This window comes from Microcoleus sp. N9_A1, from assembly GCF_036701795.1.
In the GTDB taxonomy this organism is placed as follows: domain Bacteria; phylum Cyanobacteriota; class Cyanobacteriia; order Cyanobacteriales; family Microcoleaceae; genus Microcoleus.
The window spans coordinates 137,550-158,466 of sequence record NZ_JAUBRI010000005.1 but is presented as its reverse complement, the minus strand read 5'-3'; the positions used below and the strand labels follow the sequence as shown (position 1 = coordinate 158,466).

Genomic DNA, 20,917 nt, shown 5'->3' with positions numbered 1-20,917 from the left:
AAGAAGGAAGAAGGAAGAAGGAACAAAATTGACTGCGAATATCTTTCTAGTTTGATTTAATCTCCTTTCATCTCCTTTTTTCTTACTTTCTTTCTTTCTCTCTGCGCCCTCTGCGCCCTCTGCGGTTAAATCAATAAAAACTTATTCTACCCATGCAAAACTTACAAACTTCCCAACCCCAAACACCCGCCCAAAAACCATCATACACGCGCAAAGACTGGCAGCGCGGCTACGAATCCCAACCCAGCGAATCCGACTACTGGATTGACGACATCGAAGGCGAAATCCCAGAAGGCTTGCAAGGCACATTCTTTCGCAACGGGCCCGGTTTGCTAGATGTCAACGGCCAGCGCATCCATCACCCGTTTGACGGCGACGGGATGGTTTGTGCGATCGCAATATCCGAAGGCCGCGCCCACTTCCGCAACAGATTCGTCCGCACCGAAGGCTACCTCGCCGAACAAAAATCCGGAAAAATCCTGCACCGAGGCGTTTTCGGCACACAGAAACCGGGTGGCTGGCTAGCCAACATCTTTGATGTCAAAATCAAAAACATAGCCAACACCAACATCATTTATTGGGGCGACAAACTGCTAGCACTCTGGGAAGCAGCACAGCCCTACAGACTAGACCCCCACAGCCTAGAAACACTCGGATTAGACACCCTAGACGGCATCTTAGAACCAGGTGAAGCCTTCGCAGCCCACCCCAGAATTGAAAAAGGCAAAAATGGAGCCGGAGACAGATTAGTCAACTTTTCCGTCAAGCCCGGTTTGTCAAGTACAATTACCATTTACGAACTCGATGCAAGCGGCAAATTATTGCAGAAACACGCCCATGCAATACCGGGTTTTGCCTTCCTGCACGACATGGTAATTACCCCGAATTACTGCATATTCTTCCAAAATCCCGTCAGCTTTAATCCCCTACTTTTCCTGTTAGGATTTCGGAGTGCGGCCCAGTGCATTCAATTTTCCCCAAACAAGCCAACCCAAGCAATTTTAATTCCCCGCAACGGCACTGACGAGGTGAAGATATTAGAAACCGAACCTTGTTTTGTCTTCCACCACTGCAACGCCTGGGAAGAAAACGGCGAAATTTTTGTTGACTCAGTTTGCTACGACTCATTCCCAACCGTAGAAGCGGACGGCGATTTTCGCGAGCTTGATTTTGACAGTATTCCAGCGGGGGAATTGTGGCGGTTTAAGTTAAATTTGAACGAAAAAACTGTCAACCATCAAGTAATTGAAACTCGGTGCTGTGAGTTTCCGACATTGCATCCCAACAACGTCGGACAGCCTTATCGATATCTTTATATCGGCGCTGCGGATGCTCCGACAGGAAATGCTCCTTTGCAAGCTATTCTTAAAATGGATTTCCAGACAGGAGAGCAGCAAATTTGGAGTGCTGCGCCGCGCGGTTTTGCGGGGGAACCTGTGTTTGTTCCCCGTCCCGATGCTATGGCGGAGGATGACGGCTGGCTGCTAGTTTTGATGTATGATGCGGCTAATCATCGATCGACCTTAGCGATTCTAGATGCTAGTGACATCACCAAAGGGCCAGTAGCGCGCCTGCATTTAAAACAGCACATTCCCTACGGTTTGCACGGAAGTTTTACACCCAACGTACTGCTTCCTATCGGTTCCTAGTAGGTTCATAATAGTAGTCGGCGATTGAATTTGCTGCTAGACAAACCAAGTCCGTCAACGCGGACTAACAGTCGCCGATTGAAATCGCTGCTAGACAAACCAAGTCCGCCGACGCGGACTAAGAAATAAACGGGTATTTAAGCCGGATTTGGTATAACTCCCGATTGATTATTTATCAAGTTTCTTCAGTCGGTTTTAACCGACTTTAGCTATGAGACAGGGGTTTAAACCCCTGCCGGACTTGCGAACTACTGGACTGCGGGGAAGGCTAACAACAATTCAAAATCTAAAATATCCATCATAAATGCAAACTGTCAACAAATTCAATCTCAAAAAAATACTTATTTTAATTTGCAGCATCGCCGTAAGCTTGGCAATTATCTTATCTATTTACTCTCACAATGCTAATGCCCAAGAACCTTACAAACCCGCTCCAAAAAGCACTGTAGCCCCCAAAGGCTTGGTTGAGGTGAAAATGACGGTAATTGGGGTAGACCCGATTAAAAACGAATTAGAAACCCGCTTGCAGTTTGAACTCAAAGGTATCTATAAAAAAGGGCCGACTTACCCGGCTCAAGACTTGTTAATGACAGTTAACGGCGCAAATGTAGAGGGTTCGGAAATTACCTTTAAAGAAGGCAAACCGATGATTGTCCCTGCATTAAAGTTTAACTTAGTCAAGGGAAAAATTAATAATTATCCGTTTGATACGCACATTGCTAAAGTGGCTATTTCAATCGACCCGCTGGCTTCGATTGGCAAAAAATTTGCTCCCTTTGAACTGAATCCCGTGCCGCTGGAATTTAAGTTTAATGCCGATGTTCCCGGTTTTGACATCAGTTATAAGCCGATGGAAGAGAATTCGTCAATCTTTATTTATATTGATGTTTCTGCAACTCGCTCGATTCCGGTGAAATTTTTTGCTTTAGTGATTATTGTGATCATGTGGGTGCTGTCAAGTATGGCGCTGTTGCTAGCATTAAAAGTGATGAAATCTGGGAAGTTGCCGGAAGTGGGAATGCTGAGTTGGACTGCTGTGATGCTGTTTGCTTTTCCCGCTATTCGCAACGCCCAACCGGGAGTGCCACCTGTGGGAACTGCTAGTGATTTCCTGTCGTTTTTTTGGACGGAAATTATTGTGGTGGTGGCATTGGTAATTATTGGTAGCTGTTGGTTGAAGCGGTATCATCCGCCGATTGAGTGATAACGGCAATTGGGAATAAGTAATTGGTAATTGGTAATTGCTAATTGCTAATTGGGAAGAATCAACCGGGCATCACATCACAACGAATGACTAATGACTACTGACTAATGACTACTGACTACTGACTACTGACTAATGACTACTGACTACTGACTAATCTCAATTTTTCACCTGCAAATTTTCAATATCCTTAGCGGGGACACCCAAACCGCGCAAGATAGTAAAAGCAATAATTCGATATCCCGATGGATTGGGGTGAACTCCATCGGCTGCTAACAAATTTAAAGTTTTGCCGGCGTGTTTTTGATAGGTGCCGATCACTTCCCGAAAAGGTGCATTCAAATCGATAAATAAACACTGGTTTTGCTTGGCAATTTCTCGCATCGCTACTACGTATTCTTGCAGTCTGCGATTTTCTGGGCCGTCCAAAATTTCGCGGATGGGAGTAGGAGAAAGCAGGACGACTCTAATTCCTGCGGCTTTGGCTGCCTGCACCATTTGGGTTATTTTGTCTATGTATTCTGCCAGCGGTACTCCTGATGCTAAGTTGCCTTGCGGATTAAACTGGAGGTTTTGGAAGTCGAAGAAAGCGTGCCAAACGTCGTTAACTCCGGCGTTAATCATGACTAAATCTGGCTTTTTGTCGATCGCATCTTTCTGAAAACGCGCCTGCATATCACTGGCTTTGTTACCGGAGATTCCGGCATTGACGATTTCGATTTTACGATCGGGATACAGGGCATTCAGATAGCGTTGCAGCAGCCAAACGTAACCTCCGGGGTATTTCCCGGCTTCGGTGATGCTGTCGCCTACTGTGACAATTCTGCCCTTGCCGGCGAGGAGGTTTTGGATTTCTGGCGGCGGGGTTGCTTGGGATAGGGATTCTGTAAACACGGGAAGTAAGGAGTGAGGAATGTTGAAGATGATAACAGCCGCAATTATGGCGAGGGCTAGTCTGATTAATGCTTGCTGTTTCGGGGGTTTGGGATGGGGCGATTCCCTACGGAATAGCTTCGCCGCGCGTACATTTTGAGACATTACGCAGTTTGTATTAAATTGATGCTTGAGGAAATTGTATGATGAAACTACAACAGTTATTACAATCCAAGCGCGAGGATATCCTGCAGGTGGCGCTGCGACATGGGACGTTTAATGTACGGGTGTTTGGTTCGGTGGCGCGGGGTGTTGTCGATGAGATTGGTGATATTGACCTTTTGGTGGATTATGATTTACAGAAAATTTCGCCTTGGTTCCCAGGCGATGCTCTTGATGGATTTGCAAGATCTACTAGGTTGTAAGGTAGATATTATGACGGAAAAAGGATTAAGCCGTTTGATTAAGGATCGGGTTTTGGCGGTGGCGAAATATTTCGTTGATTTTAGTTTATAGGAGATTGTATGATGACTTTACAGGAAATTATCGCTCAGGTCGAAAGTTTATCAATAGAAGATCAGGATCAGTTGTTTGAGTTAATCCGTAAGCGACGGATCGAGAATCGGCGGGCTGAAATTTTGGCGAATGCTCAGGAAGTGATGGAAGCTTTTAAGAATGGGACAGCAAAGAGGGGAAGCGTTGATGATTTGATCGCAGATTTACTAGGAGATGATGATGGAAGTTGTCTGGAGTAGTGGATTTAATCGGTCTTTTAACAAGATTACAAAGAAAAATCCACAATTAAAGGATCAAATTGCTAAGGTGTTAAGGCTATTGGTAGATGATCCATTTACGCCATCTTTGAAGTCTCACAAGTTAGGAGGGGAGTTGGCCGGATTATGGTCTTGTTCTGTTGCATATGATTGCAGAATAATTTTTAATTTCTCGGAAAATGAGGAATTATTAGAAATGGTGATTCTATTGGTTGATATTGGAAGCCATGATGAGGTTTATTAATATGTAGCTGCGCCTTGATCCTATGCATTACGGCTCCAAGCCCCTTGATTTCGATTACGATAGAAACAGGACTTACGCATTTCAAAGTAATTCTTTTTTGGCCCATGAGTTCCGACTTAGTTCCCTTGCTTCCGAAAGTATCGATCGGCCGCCGCGCTGCTGCCTTCTGCATCGACGTGAGTGCAGTTGGGTTGCCCAGCTTGCTTCTTGGCACTAATTTTATCGTTAAAGCAATAATTTTTGTCCTGCTGTGGATGATAATGCGCGTAGCCATCGTCAGGAAAAACCAAGGTCAAAGTCTCGGGCGCTGGCTATTGGGGATGAGAGTTGTTGATACCAAATACCAACGGACTCCTGCAGTGCAACAACTCTGCAAGCGTGAGGCATTGCTGGGCCTTTGCACGGCATCATGCTTGGTAGGTTTGTGGGCAAACTCACATTACAACGAATATATCGATCGCCCGGTTATGCTGCTAATGCCCTTGCAGTTTGATGCTATGTTTGCCTCCGTCTCCCAAAGCAAAAGGTTTCCCCGAGCTTTGCACGATCGACTCGGCGGGACGATTGTAGTCGGAACCCGCCGCGGCTACTGTCTCCACCTCAAAGTTAGAAGATTGCTTAACCAACAGCAGAGTAATATAAGCAAATAAGAGATTGTGTTCAAATTAGTCTTAGTCAAAATTTATTGAGAATTATGGCTAAAGGTGTCCGCATCATCATTACTTTATAGTTTACTGAGTGCTTAGCAAACACTCAAAAAGCGTGTCTTGCTACAACACAAAAAGTCTAATTATTTTTGAGGTAAAGCAATTATATCCGTTTTTTATGGTCTTTTTTACTTGATTAAAAATTGCGAAAAACCAGATTTTTCAGAGAAACAAGAAGTTTGGCATTCTATCTATAGGCTGCAGACTCCGCACCTTGGACATCTAAGTCGCGCGTCCAACCATTTTTTCGTAATTCCTGAGTAAAAGCGGGTTTTGACGTTGATTTAGACCGATCGACCGGCTCCACAGTTTAAGATTGAAAAGTAGCTAATGGCGATCGCGCTTTTGACCCATGAGTTCCGACCTAGTTCCTCTCCTGCCCAAAGTATCGATCGGCCGTCGCGCTGCTGCTTTCTGCATCGACGCGATCGCAGTTGGGCTGCCCAGTTTGCTTCTCGGCGCAAATCCGATCGTCCAAACCATCTTTTTTTTCCTGCTGTGGATAATCCTGCGCGTACCCATTGTCAGGAAAAACCACGGTCAAAGTCTTGGGCGCTGGGCGTTGGACATGAAAATTATCGATGTTAGACTCGAACGGATTCCCGGAGTGCAGAAACTTTGCAAGCGCGAGGGATTGCTGGGCATTTGCGCCGCCCTAGCCTTTGCGGGTGTAGGCGGGCTCACATCTACCAACGCGGCCGTCTTGCTGCTGATTCTGCCGCTGGCGATCGACTGTAGCACTGCCTTCATCGACACCGCCCGCTTTCCCCAAGCTTTTCACGATCGACTCAGCGGGACGATGGTCATCGGAACCAAGCGCGGCTACTCCCTCGACATCAAAGTTAGAAGATTGCTTGACCAAGTGCAGAGCAATGTGAGAAGATAATAAATTGTGTTTAAATTAGTCGAAATTTATTTAGAATTATGGCTAAAGGCGTCCGCATCATAATTACCCTAGAGTGTACTGAGTGCCGAACCAACGCGAGCAAACGCTCCAAAGGCGTGTCTCGGTACACCACGACCAAGAACCGTCGCAACACGACGGCGCGGCTGGAACTCAAAAAGTTCTGCCCGCATTGCAACAAGCACACTGGCCACAAAGAGATCAAATAGTCATTAGTCATTAGTCATTAGTCATCAGTCATCAGTAGTTGGCAATTGATATTGACCCGCGAACAGCAGATAACTAACAAATGCTTTCCTGACGGCTAGCAACTAACGGCTAATAACTAGGAACTAACAGTTAACAGTAGTCAACAGTCAACAAAGAACAAACCATGACTTACTTTCGCCGGCGCGTTTCGCCAATCAAACCAGGAGACCCGATCGACTACAAAGATGTCGATTTGCTCAAAAAATACGTCACAGAACGCGGTAAAATTTTGCCCCGCCGGATTACCGGTTTGACGGCAAGACAGCAACGCGACCTGACTCGTAGCATCAAAAGAGCAAGAATTGTAGCTTTGATGCCCTTCGTAAACCAAGAAGGTTAACTGGATTTTGGATTTTAGATTTTAGATTTTGGACTGGAAATAAGACTTACGCGAAAACAACGTCTTTTTGTCGCCAGCGATGGTCGCTAATCGATCGCAATATTTTGTATTTAGTCGCTGCTGCGTAAGTCTTAGTCAAAATCTCAAAAGTTAAAGATTAAAGGATGAAAAGCATAACTTTTTAGATGTTATTTTTAACAATTGATGTAAAAAATGTCAACATCCAAAATCTAAAATCCCACATCGTAACCAGATAAATGGTAATAGTAAAAATATCAAATATAAAATAATAAAGCTGCCAAGTGGAGAAGGGAACGTTAGTAGAATTTAGAGTGCACGGCGACCGTCGTCTGGCAGTTGCCGATCGCCCCGACGGCAAGAAAAACTGGGTTGTCGTAGACGAAAACGGTCAACCGCACAGCATACCGCCCAAACAAATCAGCTACGAAACAGTCGGAGAAACTTACAAACCCTCCGACATTTCCAAATTTCTTAAAGAAGTAGAAGGTTACTCAGATCCATCGAGTCTTGAAGTGGCTTGGGAACTGCTAGTGGATGACGGAGAAAATACAGACCCCGAAGCCCTGGCAATGTTACTATTTTCAGATCGCACTCCGGCGCAATGTTATGCAGCTTACTGTTTGCTGTCAACTGATAAACTGTATTTCAAACAAAAGGGCGATCGCTACGAACCGCGATCGGCAGCCCAAGTAGCCGAAATCCAACACCAGCAAGAAGTAGAACAGCAGCGACACCAAGAATCCCAAGGATTTTGGGATCGAGTCAAACAGCGACTGGCTGGGGAAAATAATGTAGATTGGCTTCCTAGCGATCGAACTCGCCTCGATGCCCTAGAACGCTTTGCCACCCTCGGAGAAGAAGCAACCCATCGCACGCCGGCATTAGAAACTTTAGCCAGCTTACAACGTCCCGAAAACCCCGAAGCAGCATTTGGACTCCTAGTCGATCTCGGCCTGTGGAGTCACCACGAAAACCTGTTTTTGCGACGCAGCCAAATTCCCCTACAGTTACCTGCCAAGGTATTAGAAGAAGTTCAACGCTGTCTAGAAAATCTCCCAAGCGACTCCGACAAAAATCGTCTAGATTTGACTCACCTCAAGGTTTACACGATCGACGATGAAAGCACTACCGAAATAGACGACGGACTCAGCTTAGAATTCCTCGAAAACGGCCAGCAGCGCCTCTGGATACACATCGCCGATCCCACCCGCTTGCTTTCCCCCGGAGACGAACTCGACCTGGAAGCTAGAAAGCGCACCACCACAGTTTACCTACCCACGGGGATGATACCGATGTTTCCCCCGGAGTTGGCAACTGGGCCGATGAGCTTGATTCAAGGTAAAGAGTGCAGCGCTCTCAGCTTTAGCATTATTTTAGATGAGACTGGTGCAGTCCAAGATTACAGCATTCACATCAGCACGGTGAAACCTACCTACCGCTTAACCTACGATGACGTAGACGAGATGTTGGAGTTGGGAATTGAAGCAGAACCGGAAATAAGTGCGATCGCCACACTCGCAAAACTCCGGCAAAAATGGCGGGAAACCCAAGGTGCAATCAGCATTTTCATGCCCGAATCCGTCATCAAAGTCCAGGGCGACGAAATCAAAATTCACGTCATCGACGACTCGACAGCCCGAATGCTAGTAGCTGAAATGATGATCCTAGCCGGGGAAGTCGCCGCCCGCTACGGTCAAACACACGGTCTAGCCATACCCTACCGCCATCAGCCCCAGCCGGAACTCCCACCAGAAGAAGAACTCCTGGCTGTACCCGCAGGCCCCGCCCGCGCTTGCGCTGTGCGTCGCTGTATGCCTCGTAGTGAGATGAATTTGACTCCTGGAAGGCACTCTAGTTTGGGTTTGGAAGCATACACTCAAGTGACTTCTCCGATTCGTCGTTATACTGATTTGCTGACTCATTTCCAAATCAAAGCTCATTTGCGCGATGAACCGCAGCCTTTTTCTCCTGAAGAAATGCAGGACATTGTGATGTGTCTCGGTACAGCAGTCAGAGAGGCTTCTAGTGTCGAACGTCAAACCAATCGCTATTGGGGATTGGAGTATTTGCGTCGCAACCCGGAGGAAGTCTGGGAGGCTTTGATGTTGCGCTGGCTACGGGAAGATAGCAATCTGGGATTAATTTTGTTGGAAGAGTTGGGTTTGGAATTGGCGATGCGGTTTGGTCGATCAGTCGAAATAGGCGATCGGCTAGAAGTCAAAGTCACTCACTGCGATCCGCGATCGGATGTGATTAACTTCCAAGAAGTGATTCTGGAAGCCGCACAATAGGATTTTAGATTTTAGATTTTAGATTTTGGATTGCAAAAATCTGTGTTGAAGGCTGAAACTGAGGATAAATCTCGTTTTTAGTCGAGTTCCTGACCCCCTCGCATCCCCCTTGTCAAGGGCAGGGGGGTAAAAAATATCATGGTTTCATATCTAGTCCTGTAAAATAATCGTAATTCTTGTCAGGGCTAGTTCAGCCCCGATCTGTAATATAAGCCAGAAATCCCGTAAACCCGCCCCGACCAAAATATTGTGGTCGATCGACTGGACATGATATCCGATCCAAGACGGGTAATACTTTTGACATTAAGTTGACACGCTTTGCTATCTCCTCTGTGTCCTCTGTGTCCTCTGCGGTTAATAAAAAAAACTTCAGCATTGTAAAAAAAATTGGAAGTTTTTACCGCAGCCTAGTAATCTAAAATTTAAAATCGCAAAATGCCCAATTCAATTAGCCAAGTTCAGCCGCCGCTGGAATTCATCCCCCCAGCCTACAACCCGCTAGTCGTCCAGGGTTGTCAGCAAATACTCCCTTGGTGGCTGCGATTTAAGACGAGTATCAGCCACGTTCAAGCCGAAAATGTCGAAACCCTCGCCGAACTATTCCACCAATTTCAAAATCAGAAAGTTCGCTTCTTGCTAGCCTTCCGCCACCCCAACTCAGACGATCCCTACTGTTTGGGACAACTAATTTGGAAACTCGTTCCCCAGGCAGCGCGCGTCAAAGGCATTCCCCTGCAATTCCCCGTACATTCCCACTTTATTTACGATCGCGGAATTCCCCTGTGGGCCGGTTCTGGCGTCGGCTGGCTGTATTCTCGCCTCGGTGGTACTCCGATTGTGCGCGGTAAGATCGATCGCGCCGGATTGCGATCGGCCCGCAATTTATTTGCCAACAGCCAATTCCCGATCGCCGCCGCCCCAGAAGGCGCTACCAACGGTCACAATGAAATAGTTAGTCCCCTCGAACCGGGAATTGCTCAAATGGGCTTCTGGTGCGTTGAAGACTTGCTCAAAGCCGGACGTACTGAGGAAAAAGTGTTAATTGTGCCGATCGGCATTCAATACCGCTATGTCAACCCACCTTGGCAACCCCTAGAAAAACTTTTAACTCAATTAGAAATTGATTGCGGACTGCCACCTTTAGAACGCACCGAGATCGCTAATTTAGAGACTGCAAATCCCGATTCCGAAAACCAAAATCACAAATTCCAATATCTGCGCCTGATTCGACTGGGCAGCCATTTGCTAGCAGTAATGGAAGAGTTTTACAGCCGTTTTTATCATAAAAATTTACCCCAAAAGATATCTATTTTACCATCATCAGTTTCCGAAAAAACGACAAATAATTTTGACAATGAAGTAATGATAGCTCGACTGAAAGCACTGTTAGATGTGGGCTTGCAAGTAGCAGAAGAATATTTTAACTTAAAGCCCAAAGGCAGTTTAATAGACCGCTGCCGCCGTCTGGAACAAGCAGGCTGGGACTATATTTATCGAGAAGATATCAAAGATATTGCAGCACTTTCTCCCTTAGAAAGAGGATTAGCCGATCGCCTCGCTGAAGAAGCAAGTCTTCGGATGTGGCACATGAGACTTGTAGAAAGTTTCGTGTCCGTCACAGGCAGGTATGTCGCAGAACAACTGACAGCAGAACGTTTGGCAGAAACAACTTTGCTGCTGTGGGACGTACTGGCTCGCATCAAAGGGGGAAATCCTTTCGGCAGACCGAAGTTGGGCAAACAGCAGGTACAAATGACCGTGGGCGAACCCATATCAGTGAGCGATCGTTGGGATCGATATCAAACCAGTCGCAGGTTAGCAGTTGCCGAACTCACTCAAGACTTGCAATCAGCTTTAGAAGCAATGATTAAATCTTAATTACTCAGATAAACAAGAGCTTCTAGGGAAGAAGGAATATATATTTTTCTTGATTACTTTTTTTGTGGTGAATTATAAACAGATTGTTATAGACTTTTGGAATAGGTCTAATGAACCGCCAACCCTCGCTCGACAATGAACCCATAAAAATTAGCGATGACTAACAAACCTATCGATTTGTCTACTAACTCAATTAAGGTAAAACTGCTGAATTATTTAGCGCAGGAATTGCTCACACCGCTCACTTCTGTCCTCGGCATGGCAAGCGTGTTGAAACAAGAAATTTATGGCCCCTTAACGAGCAAGCAAAAAGAATATATTGACGTAATCCAAGACAGCAGCCGCTCTTTGCGATCGCTAGTTGAAGAAATTTTGGAACTCGCAGAACTAGATAATTCCGCTTTCACCTTGAAGCGAACCGCAGTCGATATAGAAACTTTGTGCCAGCAGGTGGTGACAATCCTGTCGTCGGCAGCAAGTAGACGAGAGCAAGAAATTAATTTATCGATGGGGCCCGGGTCGCGCATCTGGTTGGTGGATAAAGATAAGGTTCAGCAAATGCTGCACCACTTAATTTTTAGCATTATTCAATCTGCTGGGGCAGGCAGCGTGATTCGAGTCCACGTTTCTCGGAAAGAAGACGGTATCAACATCGCAGTTTGGGTTTTTCATCCTTGGTTAGGGGAAAGTTTGCCCCATGCTAAACTCTACACCGACTACTTGTTGAAGGCCGGATCTGTTAGCGGTTCGCCATCGAACTCCGAAACCGACTCCCTCGGAGTCGAAGCGCAACTCCCGACACAGGGTTCGCAGCGATTAACGCTGGCGTTTTCGGAGTTGGCGGCTTTGGTGGCCGAGAATGCCGAGGATACCGCACCGGTGTTAGCTGGTTACGGGGCGCGGGAACGCTTGGGGCTGCTGCTTTGCTGCCAATTGGTGGAAATTCAAGGCGGTCAACTCTCAATTCAAGGCGCCCCGGAACCTGGATATCGCTACGTGCTCTGGCTGCCCTGCACAAATGCTACGGAATTGTTGGAAGGATGAAGTTAGTTGACGGTTGACTGTTGACGGTTGACTGTTGACGGTTGACTGTTGACGGTTGACTGTTGACGGTTGTTGGTTGTTAAGGGATGAAGTTAGTTGACTGTTGACTGTTGTTATTAGTTGTTAGTTGTTAGTTGTTTTATAATAAAATAACTAACAACTAACAAATTTCCAATAACTAATAACCAATGCCAAATTCACAATAATAACTAATAACCAATAACCAATAACCAATGCCCAATGCCCGATTACTAAGTACAAATCTAAAATAGCAATGAATTCAGTTTGGCAACAGTTAACTCTGGCAAATTTGCCGCTCTCTCAGTGGCAAAGTAGAAGTTATTTATTCAATTTGGCGATCGGCTCTTTACGCAGTTGGCGGCAGAGTAGCTGGCTGATGCAGTGGGCGGAACCCTTGGGTTTTGTTTTGCTGGCCTTGACTTTCGGTTTGGCGCCGTTTGTAAACAATGCCTTGGTGGGGGTGTTGATGGCGGCTAGCGCTGCATTTTGGGTGCTGCTGACTGTTTCGGACGATCGCGAGATCCCCTTGACGCCCATTCACTTGCTGGTTCTGCTGTACTGGGGCATTGCCACCGTCGCAACCGCCATGTCGCCGGTGAAAGTCGCCGCTGCTACTGGTTGGAGCAAGCTAACGCTGTATTTGCTGTTTTTTGCGCTGATGGCGCGGATCTTGCGATCGCCCCGTTGGCGATCGTGGTTAATTGCCGTATTTTTGAACGTCGCTCTAGTTGTCAGTTTCTACGGCGTGCGGCAGTGGATTGACAAAGTGCCACCATTAGCTACTTGGAACGATCCGACTTCTACTCAAGCCAATGTCACGCGAGTTTACAGCTTTTTGGGGAATCCAAACTTGCTTGGTTCCTATTTACTGCCGGCCATTGCATTGAGCGCTGCCGCGCTTTTTGTGTGGAAGGGATGGGGAACAAAACTTTTAGCGCTGACGATGTTGGTGGTGAATTTAGCGTGTTTGCGCTACACAGACAGCCGGGGTGCTTGGATCGGTTTTGTGGCTCTGCTTGTGGTATTTTTAGTGCTGCTGTGGTACTGGTACAGCCCTTTGATGCCTCGGTTATGGCGAACTTGGGCCCTGCCGTTAGGGTTAGGAGGTTTGGCTGGAGCCTTAATTTTGGGAGTGGCTTTAGTGGAGCCGCTGCGCGATCGAGTTTCGAGTATGTTTATCGGCCGAGGTGACAGCAGCAACAATTTTCGGATTAATGTTTGGACGGCGGTGATTGACATGATTCGCGATCGGCCAATTCTCGGAATTGGGCCGGGAAACACTGCTTTTAATAAAGTTTATCCACTTTATATGAAGCCGAAATTCACTGCTTTGAGCGCTTATTCCGTGCTCCTGGAAATTGCGGTGGAAACCGGTTTTATCGGTTTAATGTGTTTCCTGTGGCTGATGACTGTCACCGTCAATCAAGGTTTGTTGCGGATAAAAAATCTGCGGGATTTACAATCTAACATCTCTAATTTAGAGGAAGAATCCCGAAATCCAAAATCTAAAATCCAAAATCTAAAATCGAATCAGGGGTTTTGGTTGATTGGGGCGATCGCAACTTTAGCCGGCATGATGGCCCACGGTTTTGTCGATACAGTTTGGTACCGGCCAGAAGTTAATATGCTGTGGTGGTTGATGGTGGCGATTATTGCTAGTTTTTACAGCAACTCGCACCACCAGCAAGATTCAGCTTTGACCGAGGGCGAGTAGATAGAATTGGTGGCGGGGATTTTCTCCCCGCCCAGTGCGGATTCCAGCAATAGTCCATACAGCAATGATTAGGAGTTATACCAGTGCAAAAAAAGAATGCAGCTTGTATAAAGCTGCAAACCATTATAGCCATAAGTTATTTCCAATTGTTCAAATCTTAATCTCAAATCTCAAATGCTATAAGGTGCGGACGGCGCACATTGCATACTACTGTTACTACTACACACTACATACCTGTTGCTGTAAAGTGGTGATGGTACACTCTACAAAATTTATTGAAAATAACTCTTATTGTTCGCTCTCAGAAGGCATGACGAATCCCGGACACTGATAAGAACGACCTCTATCTGTGCACCGCGACCGCGACCGCGACCTCTTCGCTTGATTGGAGTCGAACGGCGTTTCGACTGATTGATTAACTGTAATTTTAACAGTCGCAGGAGTTGGCAGTGCTGTTGAGGCTTGACTTAGCTCCAGTACCGTGATAATTGCCAGTATGGTTGATGAAAGCAAAACTGTGCGTTTCATTTATTTGTTTTTTCCTCTTTTACTCGTTGACGTGCCATTCCTATCCATATATCCTCATCGAATTCTTGAGAATCCGCATACTTTTGACAAATTGTCCACTGCGGTAGCGCTTCCTTCGTCTTTTTCATCCCTTCTAGGGCTTGCGCTTTTAAGCAGTAACTTGCTGGTATTTCACTATCAAGTTTAATCGCTGCATCCAAATGTTGCAATGCTTCTGAATATCGACCCTGTTCTAGGCGAGCCCATCCCAAATTTTTGAGTAAAGAATATTTTACTGGCTCGTCCTTAGCAAATTTCAGGCCTTGCAACAGCAAGTGAACGGCAGCAGGATAGTTTTTCTTCTCAACTATATACAATCGAGCCAGATTGCTGTAAGCAGCCGGCATACCTAGTTTGGCAGCTTGCAGATATTTTCCTTTGGCGCATTCTAAATCTTGCACCTCTTCGCAAAGCCATCCCAAATTGTAAAGAGCTGTTCGGCTTTTGGGGTCTATGGAGAGCGCTAAATCATAGGCTTGTTGAGCATCAGCCAATCGATTGGCTTTGTAGTTTTCAAAGCCCTTATTGTTAAAAAGTGATGCGAGTTCCGGTAGCCCAAATTGCCAGCCGGCAAAGCCTACTGCTAGCATCAGCAAGAAGGCTCCCCACTTGGAGTTCTGATGCTTTTTTACTGGCTCTTTCATGGCATTGAAAATGTTAGCTAATGGTGTGATTTTTAGCATTTTTGAACTTGAGAGTTTGGCGATATATTGTTTGCCAGATTTAATTGCCACCCTAATGGCATCATAATCTTACGAAATGACTCAGATTTGAACCCATTTCTCATAAGAGTTTGTTAGTCCACAGCCGAATGCTTGGGTAATGCTCCCACTACCCAGATGTATTCGAGCATAGGTTAATCATTCATGAGGCTCCACAAGCAATCCGGATATTTTCAGAAAAAAGGAAGCGGGAAGCAGCAAGAAGGTAGAACTGTTGCTTTTTCTAAGTAATAATACTTAGTCAGCGGTCAGTTGATCGACTGTATGCGACTGCATGAGGAGATACAGCGTATTCCAGGTTTATGAAGTGTAGGGACTTACCCTGGGCTCTTTCCCTACGGGGATGGAACGAGCTGGGGTTTAGTTCCTCAACATAGAATCTGCTGTAAGATGGGCTCCGGTGAAATAACTCTCATTAAGTTTGTAGTGACGATGGAATTCCTCAAAATCCTCAAAGGAGGATTTTGAAAAATCTTATGATGAGTAATTAACCCAACTCGATTTAAAATAGCCAATCATTAATGAGCAATCACCAATCATGAATCACTAATGACTCCTGACTAATAAACATCTCCATAAATTAACTTTCAACCTTCGAGTAGCAAAGGTTTTAGTTTATTGTTCGGAGATGTTTAATGACTAATGACTCTGACTAAAATTGCTTCATCGCTCTTTCCATATCCCGCTTGTCTTCGCGTTTCTTCAAATCTTCGCGCTTGTCGTACAGTTTTTTCCCTTTACCCAAACCGATATCAAGTTTTACCCAGCCACCTTTCAAATACATTTTTAATGGCACTAAAGTCAAACCTTTTTCTTCGACTTTGCCTATCAACTTACGAATTTCCTGCTTGTGCATCAGCAATTTACGGGTGCGGCGGGGTTCGTGATTAAAATAGTTGCTAGCACTTCTCCAGGGCGAAATGTGAACGTTGATCAGCCACAGTTCCCCGTTCCGAACTAAACCATATCCGTCCCGCAAATTGGCTTTTCCTTCCCGAATTGATTTGACTTCGGTGCCCTTCAACTCGATTCCCACTTGGTATGTCTCTATAATTTCATAGAGATGGCGCGCTTGTCGGTTATCGCTAACAATTTTGTATCCTGGGCTTTTTTCGCTCATTTTTACCTCCGATAAAATTAATTATTATAACGCTAGCTTTTCTGTAGAGAAAATCGAAGCTTGACAAAACTTAAATAATCGGTCTGGACATTACCAATTTGGCTGAGCTAAGATGTCACCAACGTGAATGTCAAGCGGTATCATGCAGCGCACCAATATCACTGATTCTGCAATTCCAGATTCTGTTACTCCTCATCCTGCGGTTAATTTGGTTTGGCTGGCTCCTTTTTTGCTGGCGCTTGCTTGGTTTTGGGCCAATATCTCGGCTGTTAAGTGGCTGTTATCCTCGTTTGTTGAGATACCCACACTGTACAAGATACTAATTGGCTTTCTGATTGTAGCATTAGTAGTGCGATCGACTGGGAAGTGCGTTAGCGCAGCCTTCGAAGAGGATCGCCCGCCGGGATTTTCGCCAAATTTCGTTTTGAGGCGATATCCGCTGCTGTTGATGTTGGGTGCGGGTATTTGCTCGATCGCCCTTCAGTGCATAATTGATATCAAACAAATTACTGTCCTGCTGTTTATCCTCGGAACTTACGGGCTGTGCGGCTTATTAGTGGAGCCGAACTTTTGGCGAAAAAACTTACCAGTTGCGGGCTTGCTGGCTTGTATTTTACCATTTAACAGTCAGTTGAATAGCGGCTTAGGTTTGCCGGCGCGAGTGCTCACTGCTCAGGTAGTAGAACAGTTGCTCTCTCTGCTGCACATTGGGGCTATTTCTTCTTACGATATTATCGTTTTGGAAAACGGCATCGCTCACGTTGACGTGCCTTGTAGCGGCATTAAAACCCTCTTAGTCGGAACGCTATTTTTGCTTGCCGCTACCTGGCTAGAATGCCGCAAATTGAGTTTAAAATGGCTGGCAGTATGCGCTGCTAACTTCTTAATGTTAGTGTCTGCTAACGCTTTGCGAGTTGCCGTGCTAGTGCTGGTTGCCCAAGTTTTTCAACAGCCAACTTATGCAGCAATGCTGCACGTACCCCTAGGAATTGTGGGTTTAATCGGCGCTTGCTTTTTAAGTTGGTTAATGCTGCAAAAAGTTCCGAAATTTAAAGAAACAAAACAAATTGATTTTAACTCGCAACGGGATTTAGAAATACTCAAAAATCAGCCTTTTGCCAAACCGGGACTAATTATGGCGGTGGCTGTTTTGGCCCTAATTTCTCAATTGTATCATGTAGAAAGTGAAAAATTAGCGATCGCCCCCCTGAAATTTCCCGAACCGATTGTGTCCGAATCAATCCCGCTGAATCCCAGCGAACAAAAATTCTTTGGCAATTACCCAAGCACGCAAACAGAAAAAAAGAGATTTGTGTCAGGCAACTTGCGCGGTTCCATGCTCACAGTAGCCAGCACATCTTGGCAGACTTATCACGCCCCAGAGTTGTGTTTTGTAGCCAGCGGCATTCCCGTCAATCGCATAGAAAAAAAACAACTAACTCCTGAAATAACAGCGCGCTGGCTGTCTCTCAAAGACAACCAATTATCAGCAGTATACTGGCTGCAATCTGCACAGCTAACTACAGATAACTTCATGTCCCGTATCGGCAGCGACCTCACCAACAAAAACCATACTTGGGTGCTAGTTTCCATTTTATTTGACAGTTCGCTACAAGCAGAAAATCATGAAGTAAAAGAGTTTGCTGGTAACGTCTACGATACCGTTAAACAAAGCTTACAAGGAGAAATCAATGAAAATTAAACAGGTATTTGATGGAATTTTTCAAACAATTTTTTGGGTCTGGAATTTGACATTCTTATCGATTGTTTACTTGGGAATTTTGCCAATTATAGGAGTGCCATTAGTTATGGCGACAATCGATGGCATCATCCCGCTAGAGTTTTCTTTGACGATGGCAGCTACGATCGCAGTACCCACGGTATGTACAGTAATAGGAGCTAGGCGTTTTAGCAAGCAACCCCTAGAGCTAATGCGTTGGTTTTACGGCGTAGAAGCACCGCTATTTTTGCTGTGTTTGCTCCGCTTGTTCCTGCTGCGAGAACTCACCCCAGCTAGTTATCAAATCATCGCTACTATTGCTTTGTGCATTGCAGCATTTTCAGTGGAAATGCTGTACGGCTATCTGGGTAAAAAAGAAAATGTTCAAAATATCTCAGGTTCTCAAACTTCCCATAATAAACAGCATCGTTTTTTAAGCTTAATCCGAGAAAAACGAAGTCCGTGGCTGCAATTAGGATGCCACAGTTTAATGCTAGTAGTTGGCATTTGGGCGGCAACATTGCTGATGTATTACGCTGTACCTGTGGCATTGTTTACACTTTATGGATTCTTTACTATAGTCATTGAATTTGTCAAGTTTACATGGGTATCAGGATTTTGGGAGATATTTAGATACGGGGAGTGGGTCTGGGGTTTAATTTGGATACCGCTATCCTTTATATTGTTTGGTTTAACCTGTAGCTTGTTCGTTGTCATGCCTTCGCTGTACGGCTTTCTCTACATTCATTCCGGGCGGAAAATATGGCAGAGTTTTGCTGCACAATACGGGAAAAATAAAGCGCTAATTGGAAGTTTGGGAGTCATAGCAGCTTGGCTGGCTATTTTCTCGGCTTTGCAGCAGCAGCCACAAGTTGCAGCACTGAAAATGCTGGCGACTCCGCCCCCAAATGACACGGTTCGCCAAACTTTATTAGCCAAGTCTGATATGATTCGCTCCGGCTTAGTCAATGCTTATTTGTCCCCTTACCGATACCTCAGCACTGTGGGAGAAAATAACCACATTTATGAGATATACAAAAATAGTTTGAATTTGCCTGACGGAGCGGCTCAAACTGTGCAGAACAGCTATAATTTTTTAATGTCGCCGTTTTTGTATCAAGGCTCTAGTGCTGATGTAGAAAAAGCCGAAAAACTCTACGGCGAATTCTTCGATACGGAACTGCAAAAAGGCGACACAGAAGCAGTAAAACACGCGGTACAGTCAACATCAAATCGCGAAGAAGCAAAAGCCGGTTTGCTGAATGTCAATCAGGAAAAAGTATGGTTGCAGTCGCAAGAAGTGACAGTCAAAGAAAACGGCGACTGGGCTGACGTTCAGCTCTACGAAGTTTACAAAAATCAAACGCCGAACTTGCAAGAAGTATTCTACTACTTTTCGCTGCCGGAAAGCGCCGCAGTTACAGGAGTTTGGCTGGGAGATACTGGGGATTTAAACAAACGTTTTGTATTTACGGTATCGCCTAGAGGTGCCGCCCAGCAAGTCTACAATCAACAGGTAGCAGAAAGAGTAGATCCGGCTTTGCTAGAACAAATTGGCCCCAAACAATACCGCTTGCGGGCTTTTCCCATCCCGGCTAAACGAGAATTCACCCAAACTGACGGGCCAAAGGAAATGCACCTGTGGCTTACTTACAAAGTCATGCGTCAGCCACAGGGTTGGGCGATGCCTGTTTTGGCTGAGAAACGCAACATTTTTTGGAACCAAAATACTCGTCGCACGATCGCCGGAAAAGAGGTCAAATACAGCGGTAAAGAAGCAAGAGAAACTTGGCTGCCACCGTTTTTGCCCGCAGCCGCACAGCAACCGCTAACAGCGCAGCAGGCGGTTCTACCGGGAGGAAATATCATTTCTGCTAAGCCGTTGGCTGATGCAAATTACTCGCTACCGCAAGGCAAGAAGTTTGCAGTAATTCTCGATACTTCCCGCAGCATGGTTGCCCAAAATAAGCAAGTAAAAGAGACTTTTGAATGGTTGAAAGCTAATGCAGCAAGCAAAAATGCTGTTGATTTGTATGTAGCCAGCGCTGCGGGAATGCCACCTAAGTTTGTGGAAGATGTACGCAATTTCGATGAGGCAAAGGTGACATTTTACGGTACGATCCAGCTCAAAGATATGCTGCAACAGTTTGCACAGTTGCGGGGCGATAAAAGTTACGATACTGTATTTTTGGTGAGCGATCGCCACAGTTACGAATTATCGGACGATCGCAAACCTAAACTTTCCATCTCTGCACCCCTATGGACAGTGCATTTGGGTGCTTTGCCCCCCGGCTACGACGACGCAACTTTGAAGGTAATTCAAGATAGCGGCGGCGGAGTTGCTACGGATATGAAAGAGGCGATGCAGCGAGTAGCAACGACAGCAGCTTCCGGCAAATCTACAGTTAGCGTTGTTGACGGCTATGCTTGGAGTTATGCCCAAACGCCGCAGCCGAAAAAAACCGCAAAATCGGCGGCAGTCGCAGAGTCTAAAAATGCCGAAAATCAAGGCTTTAAACCGATAGCGGCGCGGCAGTTGATAACTGCACTTAGCAAGCAGAAAAGTTCAAATCAATTGACGCAACTGGATGCGATGCACGCAGTCGCTAAAAATTTCAAAGTGGTGACGCCGTATTCTTCGATGATTGTGTTAGTTAATGACGCGCAAAGGGAGCAACTAAAACAAGCGGAAGCTAAAAACGATCGATTTGAACGCGAGGTAGAATCGGGTAAGGAGGAGTTAACTAAGCCGAGCAATCCTTTGAATGTTTCGGGGGTTCCTGAACCGGAAGAATGGCTGCTTTTGACGGTTGGGGCGATCGGGCTTTTGGCGATTTTCCTCCACCAGCGGCGCGCGAAAATGGTAGGTTGAAAGT

Annotated in this window: 19 protein-coding genes; 15 read left to right on the top strand and 4 right to left on the bottom strand. The window is 45.7% G+C overall.

Annotated features, from left to right (window positions below):
- Positions 1-152: 152 nt before the first annotated feature.
- Both QUA58_RS04000 and QUA58_RS03995 read left to right on the top strand, forming a co-directional pair.
- Positions 153-1,649 carry a carotenoid oxygenase family protein gene (locus tag QUA58_RS04000; protein WP_333248401.1) on the top strand — a complete coding sequence of 499 codons (1,497 nt, stop codon included), beginning with the start codon at positions 153-155 and terminating at the stop codon, positions 1,647-1,649.
- A gap of 304 nt (positions 1,650-1,953) precedes the next feature.
- On the top strand, positions 1,954-2,853 hold the full coding sequence (locus QUA58_RS03995; RefSeq protein ID WP_333248403.1) for a DUF4436 family protein: 900 nt from the start codon (positions 1,954-1,956) through the stop codon (positions 2,851-2,853).
- 159 nt (positions 2,854-3,012) lie between these two features.
- Here QUA58_RS03995 and QUA58_RS03990 read toward each other — a convergent pair whose 3' ends face one another.
- Entirely contained in the window at positions 3,013-3,891 is an 879-nt protein-coding gene (locus tag QUA58_RS03990; protein WP_333248405.1) for an SGNH/GDSL hydrolase family protein, read from the bottom strand.
- Positions 3,892-3,929: 38 nt separating this feature from the next.
- On the opposite strand from QUA58_RS03990, the gene QUA58_RS03985 reads away from it, so the two are divergent.
- From QUA58_RS03985 to QUA58_RS03935, 11 genes are all read left to right on the top strand, one after another.
- The gene (locus QUA58_RS03985) at positions 3,930-4,151 is read left to right on the top strand and encodes a nucleotidyltransferase domain-containing protein (protein WP_333393106.1); all 222 of its coding nucleotides are present in this window, start codon (positions 3,930-3,932) and stop codon (positions 4,149-4,151) included.
- Between the two features lie 99 nt (positions 4,152-4,250).
- The gene (locus QUA58_RS03980; protein WP_333248409.1) at positions 4,251-4,481 is read left to right on the top strand and encodes a hypothetical protein; all 231 of its coding nucleotides are present in this window, start codon (positions 4,251-4,253) and stop codon (positions 4,479-4,481) included.
- A complete protein-coding gene (locus QUA58_RS03975; RefSeq protein ID WP_333393105.1) occupies positions 4,462-4,743 on the top strand; it encodes a type II toxin-antitoxin system YafQ family toxin in 282 nt (93 codons plus the stop codon). The genes QUA58_RS03980 and QUA58_RS03975 overlap by 20 nt, the downstream gene beginning before the upstream one ends.
- 104 nt (positions 4,744-4,847) lie before the next feature.
- The gene (locus tag QUA58_RS03970; RefSeq protein WP_333248412.1) at positions 4,848-5,393 is read left to right on the top strand and encodes an RDD family protein; all 546 of its coding nucleotides are present in this window, start codon (positions 4,848-4,850) and stop codon (positions 5,391-5,393) included.
- A gap of 409 nt (positions 5,394-5,802) precedes the next feature.
- Positions 5,803-6,336, top strand: coding sequence for an RDD family protein (locus QUA58_RS03965; RefSeq protein ID WP_333393103.1), 534 nt, complete (start codon positions 5,803-5,805; stop codon positions 6,334-6,336).
- Between the two features lie 38 nt (positions 6,337-6,374).
- A complete protein-coding gene (gene rpmG, locus QUA58_RS03960) occupies positions 6,375-6,563 on the top strand; it encodes a 50S ribosomal protein L33 (RefSeq protein ID WP_265238844.1) in 189 nt (62 codons plus the stop codon).
- A 164-nt stretch (positions 6,564-6,727) separates the two neighbouring features.
- Complete coding sequence (rpsR, locus tag QUA58_RS03955) at positions 6,728-6,943, top strand: 30S ribosomal protein S18 (RefSeq protein ID WP_265238843.1); 216 nt, start codon at positions 6,728-6,730, stop codon at positions 6,941-6,943.
- A gap of 302 nt (positions 6,944-7,245) precedes the next feature.
- Positions 7,246-9,255, top strand: a complete 2,010-nt coding sequence (locus QUA58_RS03950; RefSeq protein WP_333248417.1) for a ribonuclease R family protein — start codon at positions 7,246-7,248, stop codon at positions 9,253-9,255.
- 435 nt (positions 9,256-9,690) lie between these two features.
- The gene (locus QUA58_RS03945) at positions 9,691-11,133 is read left to right on the top strand and encodes a 1-acyl-sn-glycerol-3-phosphate acyltransferase (protein ID WP_333248418.1); all 1,443 of its coding nucleotides are present in this window, start codon (positions 9,691-9,693) and stop codon (positions 11,131-11,133) included.
- A gap of 156 nt (positions 11,134-11,289) precedes the next feature.
- Positions 11,290-12,177: a histidine kinase dimerization/phospho-acceptor domain-containing protein gene (locus QUA58_RS03940; protein ID WP_333248420.1), complete on the top strand. Its 888-nt coding sequence runs from the start codon at positions 11,290-11,292 to the stop codon at positions 12,175-12,177.
- A 274-nt stretch (positions 12,178-12,451) separates the two neighbouring features.
- Positions 12,452-13,912, top strand: coding sequence for an IctB family putative bicarbonate transporter (locus QUA58_RS03935; RefSeq protein WP_333393102.1), 1,461 nt, complete (start codon positions 12,452-12,454; stop codon positions 13,910-13,912).
- A 288-nt stretch (positions 13,913-14,200) separates the two neighbouring features.
- Here QUA58_RS03935 and QUA58_RS03930 read toward each other — a convergent pair whose 3' ends face one another.
- From QUA58_RS03930 to smpB, 3 genes are all read right to left on the bottom strand, one after another.
- The gene (locus QUA58_RS03930) at positions 14,201-14,440 is read right to left on the bottom strand and encodes an Osc7112_2153 family protein (protein ID WP_333248424.1); all 240 of its coding nucleotides are present in this window, start codon (positions 14,438-14,440) and stop codon (positions 14,201-14,203) included.
- Entirely contained in the window at positions 14,437-15,162 is a 726-nt protein-coding gene (locus QUA58_RS03925; RefSeq protein ID WP_333248425.1) for a tetratricopeptide repeat protein, read from the bottom strand. The genes QUA58_RS03930 and QUA58_RS03925 overlap by 4 nt, the downstream gene beginning before the upstream one ends.
- 691 nt (positions 15,163-15,853) lie before the next feature.
- Entirely contained in the window at positions 15,854-16,321 is a 468-nt protein-coding gene (smpB, locus tag QUA58_RS03920; RefSeq protein ID WP_006631384.1) for an SsrA-binding protein SmpB, read from the bottom strand.
- A gap of 127 nt (positions 16,322-16,448) precedes the next feature.
- Between smpB and xrtO the strand changes: the two genes are divergently transcribed.
- Both xrtO and QUA58_RS03910 read left to right on the top strand, forming a co-directional pair.
- On the top strand, positions 16,449-18,023 hold the full coding sequence (gene xrtO / locus QUA58_RS03915; RefSeq protein WP_333393101.1) for an exosortase O: 1,575 nt from the start codon (positions 16,449-16,451) through the stop codon (positions 18,021-18,023).
- Positions 18,013-20,913, top strand: a complete 2,901-nt coding sequence (locus QUA58_RS03910) for a TIGR02921 family PEP-CTERM protein (RefSeq protein WP_333393100.1) — start codon at positions 18,013-18,015, stop codon at positions 20,911-20,913. Before xrtO ends, QUA58_RS03910 begins: the two co-directional genes overlap by 11 nt.
- The last annotated feature ends 4 nt before the right edge of the window (positions 20,914-20,917 follow it).